General features: G+C 31.6%; 13 protein-coding genes. 9 read left to right on the top strand and 4 right to left on the bottom strand.

Going from position 1 to position 15362, the window contains the following annotated elements; translation table 11 throughout:
* The first annotated feature begins 39 nt into the window (after positions 1-39).
* Entirely contained in the window at positions 40-498 is a 459-nt protein-coding gene (tnpA, locus tag M0M57_RS00795) for an IS200/IS605 family transposase (protein ID WP_248434487.1), read from the top strand.
* 82 nt (positions 499-580) lie between these two features.
* Here tnpA and M0M57_RS00790 read toward each other — a convergent pair whose 3' ends face one another.
* The 3 genes from M0M57_RS00790 to M0M57_RS00780 form a co-directional block, all read right to left on the bottom strand.
* Positions 581-1936, bottom strand: a complete 1356-nt coding sequence (locus tag M0M57_RS00790; protein ID WP_248434485.1) for a hydroxymethylglutaryl-CoA synthase family protein — start codon at positions 1934-1936, stop codon at positions 581-583.
* Positions 1937-2091: 155 nt separating this feature from the next.
* The gene (gene ypfJ / locus M0M57_RS00785) at positions 2092-2943 is read right to left on the bottom strand and encodes a KPN_02809 family neutral zinc metallopeptidase (protein ID WP_248434483.1); all 852 of its coding nucleotides are present in this window, start codon (positions 2941-2943) and stop codon (positions 2092-2094) included.
* A 50-nt stretch (positions 2944-2993) separates the two neighbouring features.
* Positions 2994-7046, bottom strand: coding sequence for a PAS domain S-box protein (locus M0M57_RS00780; protein ID WP_248434482.1), 4053 nt, complete (start codon positions 7044-7046; stop codon positions 2994-2996).
* Between the two features lie 144 nt (positions 7047-7190).
* Between M0M57_RS00780 and M0M57_RS00775 the strand changes: the two genes are divergently transcribed.
* The 8 genes from M0M57_RS00775 to M0M57_RS00740 all read left to right on the top strand — a co-directional run bounded on the left by M0M57_RS00775 (position 7191) and on the right by M0M57_RS00740 (position 14500).
* Positions 7191-8438 (top strand): voltage-gated chloride channel family protein, encoded by a 1248-nt coding sequence (locus M0M57_RS00775; RefSeq protein WP_248434480.1) that lies wholly within the window; start codon positions 7191-7193, stop codon positions 8436-8438.
* A gap of 50 nt (positions 8439-8488) precedes the next feature.
* Complete coding sequence (locus M0M57_RS00770) at positions 8489-9502, top strand: DHH family phosphoesterase (RefSeq protein ID WP_248434478.1); 1014 nt, start codon at positions 8489-8491, stop codon at positions 9500-9502.
* On the top strand, positions 9502-10092 hold the full coding sequence (gene gldI / locus M0M57_RS00765; protein ID WP_248434476.1) for a gliding motility-associated peptidyl-prolyl isomerase GldI: 591 nt from the start codon (positions 9502-9504) through the stop codon (positions 10090-10092). Before M0M57_RS00770 ends, gldI begins: the two co-directional genes overlap by 1 nt.
* Positions 10093-10109: 17 nt before the next feature.
* Positions 10110-11240 carry a peptidylprolyl isomerase gene (locus M0M57_RS00760; RefSeq protein WP_248434474.1) on the top strand — a complete coding sequence of 377 codons (1131 nt, stop codon included), beginning with the start codon at positions 10110-10112 and terminating at the stop codon, positions 11238-11240.
* Positions 11241-11249: 9 nt separating this feature from the next.
* Positions 11250-12260: a peptidylprolyl isomerase gene (locus M0M57_RS00755; protein WP_248434472.1), complete on the top strand. Its 1011-nt coding sequence runs from the start codon at positions 11250-11252 to the stop codon at positions 12258-12260.
* Between the two features lie 136 nt (positions 12261-12396).
* Positions 12397-13059, top strand: a complete 663-nt coding sequence (locus M0M57_RS00750; protein ID WP_248434470.1) for a lysoplasmalogenase family protein — start codon at positions 12397-12399, stop codon at positions 13057-13059.
* A 29-nt stretch (positions 13060-13088) separates the two neighbouring features.
* Positions 13089-13772, top strand: coding sequence for a hypothetical protein (locus tag M0M57_RS00745; protein ID WP_248434468.1), 684 nt, complete (start codon positions 13089-13091; stop codon positions 13770-13772).
* An 11-nt stretch (positions 13773-13783) separates the two neighbouring features.
* Positions 13784-14500, top strand: a complete 717-nt coding sequence (locus tag M0M57_RS00740) for a hypothetical protein (RefSeq protein ID WP_248434466.1) — start codon at positions 13784-13786, stop codon at positions 14498-14500.
* Here M0M57_RS00740 and M0M57_RS00735 read toward each other — a convergent pair.
* Entirely contained in the window at positions 14446-15360 is a 915-nt protein-coding gene (locus tag M0M57_RS00735; RefSeq protein WP_248434464.1) for a bifunctional metallophosphatase/5'-nucleotidase, read from the bottom strand. The genes M0M57_RS00740 and M0M57_RS00735 overlap by 55 nt on opposite strands.
* Positions 15361-15362: the final 2 nt, after the last annotated feature.

The following is a 15362-nucleotide window of genomic DNA, read 5'->3' as shown; positions in this document are numbered from 1 at the left end:
ACTTCAGTCGGAGGATTAAAAAATCAAAATCATAATTATATGCCATATCTAAAAATATACATCCATTTTGTCTGGTGCACAAAAAACAGATATCCATTTTTAAACACAATTGAATCGAGACAGTTGGTTTGGAACCATATCAAAGAAAATGCAAAACAAAAAGGAATTCATGTTGATTTTGTTAATGGATATGAAGATCATTGTCATTGTTTGATTTCATTGGGAATCAATCAAAGTGTTGAAAAAGTAATGCAATTAATTAAAGGTGAATCTTCGTATTGGATTAATCAAAATCCTGATTTATTTCCGAATTTGAAAGGGAAAAGATTTGAATGGCAAAGTGAATTTTTTGCATTGTCAGTTTCTGAATCAATTTTGAAGCGAGTTCGTAATTATATCAAAAATCAAGAAAGTCATCATTCTAAAAAACCATTTTGTGAAGAATATGATAAGATTAAAAAGGTTTTTGAGAAAAAAGGAGATGCATCATCCGACTGAAGTCGGACGAAAGTGCTGTCGCACAGAGGTGAATCATCCGACTGAAGTCGGATGTAATTTAGTGCTGTCGCACTAGGATGATTTATATCACAAACTCATAATACCTCGCACCAACCAACACCGGATTTTCCTTTTCAATCGATGCCAAAATAAACTCATTTTTAGGTTCTAAAACCGAATTTTGTAATTCTTTTTTATGTAGTTTTTCGTATGTTTCAAAATCAATCGGATGATTATTTTCTAATGTTTCGAAGAGATGAATTTGAGAAATGACTGATTTCCAATTTTCACAAACAGTTGCTTCAAAAACTTTTGATTTGGAACCGCTTCCATACGCAATAAAACCAACTTTTTTGTTTTCTAAAGTTGTATTTTGCTTAGCGTGATAGCATAAAGTGGAAAGTAAACCAAGAAAAATAGAACCGGTATAAATGTTTCCAACTTGCCCGGAAGCAATTTCGGAGGGATAAATTTTTTGATTAATGAGTTCCAAATATTCTGAACTTTTGGTCAATGCTTTCAATTTGTCTTTTTCAGTTTCGCCGATTTGATTGTTGAGTAATTCCGGATTTTCATTGGCAAAGATTTCAATAAATGTTCTTCTTCCTTGAAAACAGTAAGGTAGGTGCATCATAATGGAAGTCCAATTTTCATAGACTTTTCCGGATTGCTGACTTTCTTTTTTAAAATGAGTGTAGGCTTCCGTAATTCGATTGATGTAGCATTGATTGGAATAGTGACCGTCAAAAACAGGTTGTTCTTTGTAGATGAAAATTTCATTTTCTAAAACACCAAACCATTCCGGATTATCCGATGAATTTGTTATGTCTGATTTGGAAAAAGTTTGTCTGGGTTTAAAAAAGTCAAAAACACCTTCTGTGGAAACGCCAACTTCATTAGAAAAACTAAGAATTCTTGGATTTGAAGTAATCAACATCGCAATTGCACCCGCACCTTGTGTATATTCTCCACTTGATTCCAAATCATATTTGGCATTATCGGAAGCAATGACCATCGCTTTTTTGGTCGGATTTAATCTAATATAATCTAAACAATTTTGCAACGCATCCACACCGCCAATACAGGCAAAAGTTAAATCAACCACATCACAATTTCGCAAAGAACCTTCACCTAATTTACTTTCCAACAAAGCTAAAACATAGGATGCGATGGGTTTTGAACTGTCCACACCACTTTCTGAACCAATGTAAATTCGAGCAATTTCGAATGGATTGATATTTTCCTGCTGAAATAATTTCAAACCCGCATTCGCAGCAAAAGTCACTACATCCTGATGCTTGTCAGGAAAACTCATTTTGTGTAAACCTAAACCTTTTATCAGTTTATCAGGTTCAATATTTCTCTTATTCGCAAGGGTTGAAATGGGTAAGTGTATTTTAGGAATATCAAAGGAAATGCTATCGATGCCAACGTTCATTTTATGAAGATTTATGAACAACAAATTTATAAAAGTGGCATTCAAAATGAATTGAACATTTCATAAAAATTCCCTTTTTTAAAACGAATTATGAATGTTTTAAAAAAGGGAACCACTATTTTAATTATTAAAGATTTTTGATTGTAAAACTGAATTTAATTCAATTCTGCGAATGTGTCACCTTGTTTTACATCTCCGGTTTTGAAACCTTTTCCGAACCATTTTACACGTTGCTCGGAAGTTCCGTGCGTAAATGAATCGGGAACAACGTGACCTTGCATTTTCTTTTGAATGGCATCATCACCAACTGCTTGAGCTGCACTCAATGCTTCCTCGATATCACCTTCTTCTAAATATTTGCTGTTGTAATGAGTCCAAAGTCCCGCATAAAAATCAGCTTGTAGTTCTAACGAAACCGATAATTTATTAGCTTCAGTTTTACTCATATTTTGTTGCAATTGTCGCACTTTTCCTGAAGTTCCAAGTAATGTTTGCACGTGATGACCCACTTCGTGAGCAATAACATAGGCAATAGCATAATCGCCACCTTTTGCACCAAATCGCGTTTGAAGTTCATCAAAAAAATCTAAATCCATATAAATTTTATGATCTCCGGGACAATAAAAAGGTCCGGATGCAGAAGTTGCTCCACCGCAAGCCGATTGCACAGAACCACGAAACAAAACCATTCCGGGTTCTTTATAAGTCAGTCCGTTATCTTTAAAAATTTTATGCCAAACATCTTCGGTATCTGCTAAAACGGTTGAAACAAATTGTCCCATTTTTTCATCCTCCGCACTAAGTGGTTGAGCAGGAGCTTCGGTAGATTGTTGCTGTTGGAATTGTTCTAGAATTGGAGCTAAGTTTTGGGCACCTTCGCCACCAAAAACGCTAATGAGAAGAATGACGATTCCGATTAAGCCACCGCCGGCAACTACTTTTCCGCCGGTTCCCATCCCTCTACGGTCTTCTACATTTTTACTTTGTCTTCTGCCTTCCCATTTCATATAAAAAAATTGTTTATTGGTTTATAGTATTATAAAAGTATAAAATATTTTTACTTTTTTAACCATTTCGAAACAATTTCTTCTAAACTTCCTTTTATGATTGGTTTGGAGATGTAATCGTTCATTCCGATTTCGAGGCACTTTTCTTTTTCGCCCACAACAGTTCCAGCAGTCAAAGCGATAATTGGCATTTTTTTGCCATGCTCTAATTTACGAATTTCGGTTGTGGCTTCATAGCCATTCATTACTGGCATTTGAATATCCATAAAAATGATGTCGACGGTTGTTTCCTGAACTTTTTCTAATGCTTCTAAACCATTTGAAACCGTTATTATTTTTGCATTTGGAAGAATCTTTTTTAATAATGTTTTGGCTAACAGCGAATTGATATTGTTGTCTTCTACCACTAAAACTGTTGCATTAGCTGGATTTTCATAAACAAATTCACCATTTACAACAATGTTTTTCGGGAATTCGATTGATTCTTTACTGGAAGTTTGCAAATCGATATCAAAATAGAATGTACTGCCTTTTTCAGGAATACTTTCTAATTCCAATTTGCTGTTCATTAATCCTAACAGTTTATTAGAAATACTCAAACCTAATCCTGTTCCGCCATATTGTCTGGTTGTTGAACTATCTTCTTGTGAAAAAGCTTCAAAAATTTTGGATTGATTTTCACGTCTAATTCCAATTCCGGTATCAATTACCGAAAATCGAATTCGTGTTTGATGCGTGGCGATTTTGTCAACTACAGCAATTTTTAATTTTACTTTTCCTTTGGAAGTAAATTTAACTGCATTACCCAATAAATTGATTAAAATTTGTTTCAGTCTGATTGGATCTAGCCAAACGGTGACAGGAACGTCGTTGTTAATATGTAAATCAATATCTAATTTTTTCTGAATGGCATCAAATTTTATGGTGTCGATAACTTCAGAAGCAATATCGACTATTTTTGTTTCTTCAATCGTTAACTCTAAATTACCTGATTCAATTTTAGAAAAATCTAAAATATCATTAATTACGCCCATCAGTGATTTTGCCGATTGATTGACGGTTTTCATATATTTTGCCTGAGCTTTTTCTAAGTTAGAATTCATTAACAAATCGGTAAAACCAATTATTCCGTTAAGTGGAGTTCTAATTTCGTGACTCATATTGGCCAAAAATTCTGACTTGGCTTTGTTAGCAGCAACAGCCATTTCCTTTTCTTTAATGGCGGCTTCTTGTAATTTTCTTTCGGTTATATCGATAAAAATTCCTTCAATAAATTCAATTTGACTGTCTTTTATAATGACATCGCCAAATTCTTCAACCCAAACAACTTGACCTTTTTTATGAATGATTCGATAAATAAAATGAATTTTTTGCTTGTTTTCTAACGCATATTTTTGATCGTTTATAACTCTTTGCTTGTCTTCAGGATGGAGAATGTCTGAATAATAAATTTCATTCGATAGAAATGCTTCTTTTGGGTAACCGGTTAATTTTTCAATTTCGTTATTGAGGTATATTTTTGTAAATTTTGAATCGTATTTTGAAAGATAAATTGTTCCTGGAATATTATCTGCTAAAAGTCTGAAACGTTCTTCACTATCATTAATAATACTTTCATTGACATTTCTTTCTAATGAGGAAGAAACATTATTGACTAACGTTTGAAGAATATTGATTTCATCTTCTGTCCAAATTCTTTCTGTTTTGCAATCATCAAATCCTAATGCACCAACCAATTTATTTTTTACAAAAATCGGAAAAATAAGTATTGAAAGTATATTTTGAGACTTCATGAGTTCTTTGTAATCACTCTCAAATATATTTTTGACTAATTTATTGTAAATTTTATTCGATTTTAAAGGGATAACAATATCCAGAAACATTTCATAAGGAGCATTTTGTAAGTCTGGATTGTTGATTTGAGGTTGAATATTTTCATTTACCCATTCAAACTTTTGCGAAATAAGACGGTCTTCTTCATTGGCTTCAAAAAAATAAATCCGATCAACTTTTGTTACGATTCCTACAGTTTTTAAAATATCATTAAAGATGGTGTAGATGTCTTTGTTAGAAAGAATTTTTTCTGAAATTTTACTGATTGCGGTAAGAATTTCGCTTTTATATTTAATGTTATCTTCAATGGTTCTTCGCTTTAATGTTTCGATCACCAGCGAAATAATTTCGGAAACAGACCGCGTAAAATTAATATCTTCATTATCCCAGTAACGAATGGAATCAGTGGCTTCAAAGCTTATAATTCCGTAAAGTTTTCCGTCTATAAAAACAGGATAATCGAGTAAGGATTTAACATTATTTTCTGCTAAATAATTGGTCACAAATTCTGAGGTTTCTCGATGCCTTGTAATGTCTGATGCTACAATTATTTGTTCTTTTTCTATTGATTCAAAATAAATAGGAAAATTTTTCTTTAGTAGAATGATCCCATTTGAATGTTGATGGTTTATCAGTTCATATAAATTTTTACATTCAATTCTATCATGAAAATAATTCCAAAAGCTTATTAGTTGAATTCCAGATGCTTTTGATACATTTTCAAAAATTACTTTTAAAATTGGCGTAAGATTTTCAAAATTTGCAAAACTTGTGGTAGATAACTTTGTTAATGCATTGTTGTATTTTTTAATTTTATCTTGACGTTGATTTCTTTCAATTTCAAGATTTCTTATTAAGGTAATATCTCTCGCAATTCCTGAATAACCGATGATTTCGTCTATATCATTCTTTTTAACGGTTACTTTTTGAGAAATCCAGATTTCTTCTCCATTTTTTTTCAAAATAGGAAATTCTAAAAGCCTTGGAATTCCGGTTTGTTTTAATTCTTCAGAATAATAAATCACCATTTCTTGTCGATAATCTTCTCGAATTAATTGACCAAAATTTAATTCCATTAATTCATTCAAATCATATTCCAATAGTTGGCAAGAAAATGAATTGATGTATGTGAATTTTCCATTATCATCTGTTTCAAAAATTAAATCGGTTGCCGACTCGACTAAGCTTTTATATCGATTTTCGATGTTAATTTGCTCTGTTACATCAATTCCGATTCCAACAAACAAATCTTCGCCAAATTCTTTATCAACCCATTGAATATATTTGTATTGACCGTCTTTACATTTGAGTTTTCTTTTGTAAACGCGATCGAGTTGATAATCTTCATGATAATCTTCGCCTACAAATTCTGAGTCTTCGGTTAATTTCCAGAAACCCATTCCTAAAACTTCATCCACAGTATAACCTAAAAACGTTGTTATATTTTCACTGCAATAAGTTAATTCGCCATTCTTTTTTGTGGCAATTACAAGTGAATTTCCTTTGTTTACTATTTCATTGGCAAACAAAAATTTATCTCTAGTATTTAGAATTGAGTTGTGACGAACATAGTTTAAAATTACTAATAATAGAAAGCTGATGATGCAAATGACACCAACTTCAAAAACAAGTTTGCCTGTGATAATTAAGGTTAGAAAGATTATAAAAATTGTACTTACAAAAATCCAATAATGTTTAATTTTTTTAAAAACGTTGTATGAAAAAAATAATAAAATTAACAATGCGGCAAAAGTGATTAGTTCCATTGGTTCGTAGACAACCAAGTTTTTAATTACAATTGACAAATAAATTAGATAGAAAAAAATGAAAATTTGTGGAAGATAATTCAACAATAAACTACTTTTTTTACTCAAAAAATAAATACCCAAAAAAATCAAACCAAATACAAAATTTGATTTTACCATGGGTTGATTACGTAAGTTAAAAGTTGAAAGCAGAATTTCGATGAAAGGAATAATAATAGAAAGTGCCAAAAAATATTTTTGATATTCTATCTTAGAAAATTCTGTTTCCGAAAAATCTTTGACAAAACTTTTGTTGTAGGCAGCATTTCTTCTAAAAACTAAATAGGATATGGTTAGTAAAAAAAGAACAAATACAATCACAAAAAACCAATCTCTATTTAAAGATGGAGAGGTAAAGTTTTGAAAATAAGGAACTTTTATAGTAAATCTGAAAGTTGCACTATCTATTAAAAACAATATGTAATTTAAAAATGGCAAAAACCATAATTTAATTAGTTGGGGCATTGTGTGGTATTTGGATAGGTTTTGAATTATTGGATAAAAATAACAATATTATTTAATTTTCAATACAAATTAAATTTTTTAATCATTTAATGTTTCAATAAGAATTGTTTTGAAAATGATTATTTTTGAAAATTATTAATATCGATGCATCTAAAGTCAGTTGTAAAATATCTTTTTAAGTGGATAACCATTGCCCTAGTTGTTGGAATTCTCTCCGGATTAGCATCAGGTTTGTTTTTGTTTAGTTTAGAATTTGTGACCAATTTCAGAGAATTAAACAAATGGATTATTTGGCTGTTGCCTTTTGGTGGATTTTTAATTGGTTATGGTTATTATATTTATGGAAAAGAGGTTGTTAAAGGAAATAATTTAATTTTAGAAGAATATTCTAAACCTCAAAAAACCATTCCTTTTAAAATGATGCCTTTGGTTTTAGTTGGAACGTTGATTACACATCTTTTTGGTGGTTCTGCCGGACGTGAAGGAACGGCGGTTCAAATGGGTGCAACTATTGCCGATCAGTTTACCAAATGGTTTTCTTTGGATAATGAAGACCGAAAAGTAATTTTAATTTGCGGAATCAGTGCCGGTTTTGCTTCTGTGTTTGGAACACCGTTAGCCGGAGCAATTTTTGCTATTGAAGTGCTTTTTTTTAGCAGAATTAATTACAAAAGCATTTTTCCATCTTTTTTGGTGGCTTATGTTGCCTATTTTACTGTGGAATTCTTACCTATTCATCACACACATTATTCAATTCCATTTGTTCCCAGCATAACGTTGGAAACATTTTTTTGGGCTCTTTTGGTTGGAATTCCTTTTGGATTAGCCGCGATGTTATTTTCAAGAAGTACGCATTGGTGGGGAAAAATATTTTCAAAATATATAAATTATCCACCGCTTCGCCCTTTTGTGGGAGGAATTATAATTACAGTAGCCGTTTTTTTGATGGGAACTACCAAATTCATCGGATTGGGAATTCCAACTATTGTAAATTCGTTTGAAACAGAACAATTGGCTTATGTTTTTTTATTGAAAATTTTATTTACTGGATTCACGTTAGGTGCCGGTTTTAAAGGCGGCGAAGTGACACCTCTGTTTTTTATCGGAGCAACCTTAGGCAGTTTTCTTTCACTTTATGTTCCATTACCAACAGCTCTTTTGGCCGGAATGGGATTTGTAGCCGTTTTTTCAGGTGCTACACACACGCCGATTGCTTGCACAGTGATGGGAATGGAATTATTTGGAATCGAGTGCGGATTGTTCATCGGCATTGCCTGTTTGGTTTCTTACCTTTTTTCTGGGATGACCGGAATTTATACAACCCAAATTATTGGAGGTGTAAAAGGAAATCTCTATAAAAAATTCAAAAAATCTACATTTGAAAACTTATAATTTTCTGCTATTTTTTCGTTATTAAAAGAAAAAAAGTAACTTCGCATCCTATGGAAGAAAATCAAATTATCGAAGCCAAAAAACTGCTTCAAGGATCTAAAAAAATTACCATTATTCCACATCGAAATCCGGATGGTGATGCCATGGGTTCAACGTTGGCTTTATATCATTTCTTAAAGAAATTGAATCATCAACCGGTTGTTATTTCACCCAATGAATTTCCGGATTTTTTAGCTTGGTTGCCCGGTTCTGCCGATGTTTTGATTTATGAAAGAGATAGAAACGCAACAAAAAATAGTCTTGAACAAGCAGAATTAATTTTTACATTAGATTTTAATGCTTTGCATCGAACCGGCGAAATGGAAAATGTGTTGAACACGTTACAAGCTCCTTTTGTAATGATTGACCACCACCAAGCACCTGATTCGTATGCTAAAGTAACATTTTCCAATACGAACTATGGTTCAACCTGCGAAATGGTGTATGATTTTATTGAAGCTGTAAGTGATGTGAATTTAATTGATAAAACAATTGCAACGTGCATTTACACTGGTATTGTAACGGATTCAGGTTCATTTAAATTCCCTAAAACAACAGGAAAAACCCATAGAATAGTGGCTAATTTAATCGATTTGGGTATAGAAAACACTGAAATCCACAATCTTCTGTTTAGTAATACTACGTATGAAAGTTTGCAATTGCTTGGAAAAGCTCTTCAAAACATGCGAGTTATTAAAGAGCACAAAACATCTTATATTACGTTAACGCAAGAAGAATTAGATCGTTTTCATTACAAAAAAGGTGATACTGAAGGAATTGTGAATTACGGATTATCCATCAAAGATGTTATCTTTACAGCCATTTTTATTGAAAATAAAGACGAAGGAATCATCAAAATTTCATTGCGTTCGTTGGGCGATTTTGATGTGAATCAATTGTCGAGAGATTATTTTAACGGCGGTGGACACAACAATGCTGCCGGAGGAAAATCGATGTTGTCAATGTCGGAAACAATCAAACAATTTGAAAATGTTGTAAAAAATCACCCCAATTTGAAATTCTAATGAAATTAAAATTTTTTAACATATTACTTTTTTTTGGCATGTTATTCGCTATCGGATGTCAAGATCCGGAAGCTAGAAGACCAAAACAACATTCTTCGGGTAGTTTTATGAAGGAATCGGTTGTTCGCAATAAAAAACTCATTGCCAGCGAAGAAAAACTAATCGATTCGATCATCAAAAGTAATCCTAACAAAGAGTATTTAGCTTCTCAAAAAGGATATTGGTACACGTATGAAATTAAAAATGAAATCGATACACTGAGACCAAAAAGGGGAGATGTTGCCTTTTTTGAGTATGAAATTAATGATTTGAAAGGAAATGTAATTTATACCGCTCTTGAACTTCGTCCGCAAGATTATTTAGTTGATAAAGAAGAGATTATGATTGGATTGAGAGACGGTATCAAATTGATGCGTAAAAATGAAAAAGTAACTTTTTTATTTCCATCGCATATTGCTTATGGTTATTTGGGTGATAAAAACAGAATAGGACCGAATGTTCCAATTATGTGCACCGTAACTTTAACCGATTTTGAAAAAGAAAGTGATTTAAAAAAGATTAAAAAAGAAAATAATTTAAACAATCAATAAACAAGTAAAATAAGAAAATGAAAAAATTAAAATTTCTGTTTTTAAGTATAACAACGTCATTACTTTTAGTATCATGCGGAAGTGATTACGATCATTTGGGTGATGGAATTTTTGCAGTGATTAAAACACCAAAAGGTGAAATTATTACACAATTAGAATATGATAAAACCCCGATTACGGTTGCTAATTTTATTTCGTTGGCGGAAGGAACTAACGAGCATGTTACTGATGAAGCCAAAAAAGGCAAACCATTTTATGATGGCTTAACGTTTCACAGAGTGGAAGCAAACTTCATGATTCAAGGTGGCGATCCTGCCGGAAATGGTAGTGGTGGACCAGGTTATAATTTTATGGATGAAATTACCGATTTATCTCATGATGGTCCTGGAATTTTATCAATGGCAAATGCCGGCCCCGGAACAAATGGTTCACAATTTTTTATCACGCATGTGGAAACCAAATTTTTAGATGGAAGACACACCGTTTTTGGAAAAGTGAAAGAAGGGCAAGAAGTAGTAAATGCAATCGTGGCTTCAGATTTAATTGAGTCAATCAAAATTGTTAGAAATGGTGAAGCTGCTAAAAAGTTTGATGCTGTAAAAGTTTTTAACGATAGATTGAGAGTAGAAGCTGAAAATAGAAAAAAAGCTGAAGAAAAAGCAGCAGCAGAAAAAGCTGAATTTTTAGCTCAATTTAAAGAAGTGATTGATACCAAATTAGCCTTTTTTGAAACACAGAAAAAAGCAGCACAAAAAACTTCAACAGGTTTAGAATATACCATTTATCAAAAAGGAAGCGGAAAGAAACCAACTGCTGGTTCAACGGTTTATGTTCATTATGCAGGATTTTTTGAAAGTGGCGAGTTATTCGATTCAAGCTACGAAGATGTTTCAAAAGCATTCGGAAAGTTTAACCAACAAAAAGCAGATGCTCAAGCCTATGTTCCTTTTCCTTTTCAATACGGAAATAAAACAGGTTTAATTCCCGGGTTTTTAGAAGGGTTGGAAAAAATGAATATTGGCGACAAAGCAGTCATTTTTATTCCTTCTCATTTAGGTTATGGAGAAGCAGGTGCAGGTGGTGTAATTCAACCAAACACCAATTTAATTTTTGAATTAGAACTTTTAGAGAATTTACCAAATCAATAATAGTAGAATATGAAAAAGATAGTTTCCATTTTATTACTAACCATTTCTATGAGCACATTTGCTCAAAAAGAAAACGGACTTTACGCTGAAATTCAGACCTTGAAAGGAAAAATTCTTTTAAAATTAGAATTTGAAAAAACGCCAATCACAGTGGCTAATTTTGTTTCGTTAGCCGAAGGAAAAAACAATGAAGTATCTGCCGATTTAAAGGGAAAACCTTATTTTGACGGATTGAAATTTCACCGTGTTATTGCGAATTTTATGATTCAAGGTGGCGATCCAACCGGAACAGGAACAAGCGGACCGGGTTATAAATTTGCTGATGAAATTACCGATTTAAAACACGATAAACCCGGAATTCTTTCAATGGCTAATGCCGGAAAAGGAACAAATGGTTCGCAGTTTTTTATTACACACGTTCCAACACCACATTTAGATGGAAAACATACTGTTTTTGGTAGTGTGATTGAAGGGCAAGATGTTGTGAATGCAATCGCTCAAAATGATGTAATGGATAAAGTAACCATTATTAGAGTAGGTGACGCAGCCAAGAAATTTGATGCTCCAAAAGTTTTTGCAGGAAGACTTGCTGCAGAAGAAGCCTTGAAAAAGAAAAGAGAAGAAGAATTAAAAGTGGAGAAAGTAAAATTTAATGACTATGTAAAAAAAACTTTCCCAAAAGCAACGATTCTTCCTTCCGGTTTGGCTTATGTTATGGAAAACGAAGGAGTTGGAGCTAAAGCTACTGCCGGAAACAATGTTTCTGTGCATTATATTGGCGAATTATCAGATGGGAAAAAATTTGACAGTTCTTATGACCGTAATCAACCTATCGATTTTAAATTAGGACAAAAAATGGTTATTCCGGGTTGGGAAGAAGGTATTGCCCTTTTAAACAAAGGAGGAAAAGCCAAATTAATTATTCCTTATTGGTTGGCTTACGGTGAAGACGGAAGACCTCCGGTGATTCCTGCAAAAGCCACATTAATTTTTACAACTGAATTAGTTGATATAAAATAAAAATGAATTAATAATCCATCTCAAAAAACCAAAGATTAATAAAATCTTTGGTTTTTTTATTTTATAAATTTTAATTTTTTTATAATTTGTTAAATTTTTAGTAACTTTATTCAGAATTTGATAATCAATTATCGGTATGAATAAAGTGAAAATATTGACTGGGGTTTTGCTTATTGTTGCTCTAACCGAAGTAATTGCTGAATACTTTAGATTCTTACCGCTGATTTATATTTTCAAACCATTGATTTCTATCGTTTTGATGCTATTGTATTGGCATAGTTCCCCCAAAAGAGATATACTTTTTTTTCTTACCATAATAACGTCTTTAATCACCAATGTACTTTTTATTCCAAATGATCTTAAATTAATTTTTATAGGTTTAATTGTTTTTGGTTTTCATCGCTTGATTAATATCTTTTATATTCTTAAAGTAATGAAAACTAAGGATTTTATTCCGGTTATTCTTGCTTCGGTTCCTTTTTTAATTATCTTTTTCTACATCTTTTTCGATACCGATTTGTTATCTAAAGAAGTGTATTACATTATGATAATTCACAACAGCTTGATTTCGTTGTTGGGCGGAATTGCCTTGTCACATTATATTATGAATGATAGCTCTAGAAGTTCATGGTTATTGATTTGTGTTTTGTCGTTTGTAACGTTACATTTCATCATTTTTATCGAAAAATTTTATATTCAATTACAAATTTTCAGACTTATTGCTATGAGTTTGAATGCTTTTGCTTATTATGCTTTTTATAGATTTATTTTAATCATTGAAAGATCAAATTCTAATTAGTTTCTTTGCGGTTTTTAATAAAATAATTTATGAGTGAATATCTATTAAACAGGTATTTTAAAGTTTTATCAGCTGTTTTTATATTGATAGTTTTTCTATTGATAATTGTTGCTTTTTTTGAATTTCATACAGTTGAATATATTTTAAAATCAATTAGCATTCCTGTTTTGATGATGCTTTATATTTTAACTTCTAAAAGTAAAAATAAATCGTATTTATTTGCTCTTTTATGTGCTGCTGTTTCTAATATTTTGTTTATTTCAACAGATGTAGATTTACTGAATTACGGTTTGATAGCTTTCTTAATTTATAGAGTTATTACAATAATTTTAGTTATAAAAGCTTCTCCAAAACTTTCATTTTTTACTGTAGCAATAGGGAGTGTCTTTTTTCTTTTTCCATTGCTTTATTTTATCGTACTTACACAGAATTCGCTCGGACAAAGTTTTTTAGCTGCTGTTGTAAACGTAATTTTAATTTCGATTTTAGGCGGATTGTCTTTATCAAACTATTTAATGGAAGAAGGTTTCAAACATACTTGGTTGTTAATCAGTACTTTTTTATATACAATTATTGTTTTTTTGTTCGTAATCCAGAAATATTACATATTCATTCCAATTTTTCAACCAATTCGTGTTTTAGTTTTGATGTCGGCTCATTATTTTTTTTATCTTTATATTTTAATGACTGAAAAGCAAATAGATAAACAGTAATACGATTTTTTTTGAAAACGGATAATAAATTAATTTTACCCTTAACAGCCTTATTTTTTTTAATTGTAGGTATATTGGCTTTTGGAGTTTATTTTGATAATGAAAGTATAATTCTTCCTGCTAGAATTGCTGGAGTATCGCTTATTTTTTTGATTTATTTTTTTAGTTCTTTTAGAAAAAATAAACTCTATTTATCTTCACTTTTATTTTCGTTGCTTTCCATTTTATTTTTATTCATAAAATCGGATTCAGGTGTGATTTCAGCAACACTTTTCTTTTTAATTTTTATTGTATTGACTACCAGAATCGTAATTAAAAATTCAAAGAAAGTTAGTTTTATTCCCGTAGCTTTAGGTTTTTTACCGTTTTTATCAACTTTGTTTTATTTGATATTTTTAACCTATTCTTCGTTAGGTATAAATTATGTTCCTTCGATTTTGAATGCTTTAATTATCTCTTTTCTCGGAGGATTGGCTGTCTCTAATTTTATTCTAGAAGAAGATAATATGAAGAACATTTGGCTTTTGATAAGCTCGTTGTTGTTTACTTTTTTGATTTTTGTTTTTATGATTGAAAGATATTATCTATCCGTTCAAGTGTTTAAACCAATCCGAACTATTTGCTTTTTTGGAGGACATTATCTTTTTATGCGGTATTTATTGCTTTCCGAACATCAAACAATAATCGATTTACCTTGCGAAATAACAGAAGAATCGGTGTCAAAATAAAAATCTATTCGTCCTAAATTAATTCCATGACAACCCACTTGATTTACCAAAACATCTTTATTGTCAAGGTTTTTTAGAATTGTTGGTTTATCTAAAAAGGTATGTGTATGACCGCCAATAATCAAATCAATATCTTTGGTTAAAGTAGCTAATTTTATATCGCTAATTTTGTCAGGATCATTTTTATAAGCATAACCCAGATGCGAAAGACAAACAATTAAATCACATCTTTCTTCCAACTTCAATTTTTTTACAATATCGGTTGTAATTTCTACAGGATCGTTATAAATAGTTTCTTTATACATTTTTTTATCAACCAAACCGGCCAATTCAACTCCTAATCCAAACACACCTACTTTGATTCCGTTTTTGTGAAATACTTTGTAGGGTTTCACAAAAGAATGCATCACCGTATTTTTAAAATCATAATTTGCCGAAAGAATTTCAAATTTCGCATGCGGCATTTGAGCAGCCAAACCTTCAATCCCATTATCAAATTCGTGATTGCCAATTGTGGTTGCATCATATCCCATTTTGGACATTAATTTAAATTCCAATTCGCCGCCATAATAATTAAAATAAGGAGTTCCCTGAAAACTATCACCTGCATCCAACAACAAAACATTAGGGTTTTCTTGTCTGATTTTATCAATAAGAACGGCTCGTTTTACAACTCCGCCCATATTCGGGTTTTTAGGATGGTCTGCCGGAAACGGATCAATATGACTGTGCACATCGTTTGTGTGTAAAATGGTTAAATGTTTTGTTTTTAATTGTCCAAAACCAGTCAAAGGTAATCCGCTCAATCCTACTAATGTTGAACCGGCAATTGTGTTTTTTATAAAATCTCTTCTTTTCATAC

It is taken from the genome of Flavobacterium azooxidireducens, assembly GCF_023195775.1.
Lineage (GTDB): Bacteria > Bacteroidota > Bacteroidia > Flavobacteriales > Flavobacteriaceae > Flavobacterium > Flavobacterium azooxidireducens.
Note: the sequence above shows the minus strand (reverse complement) of the source record. Positions and strands in the feature narration are given on the sequence as shown.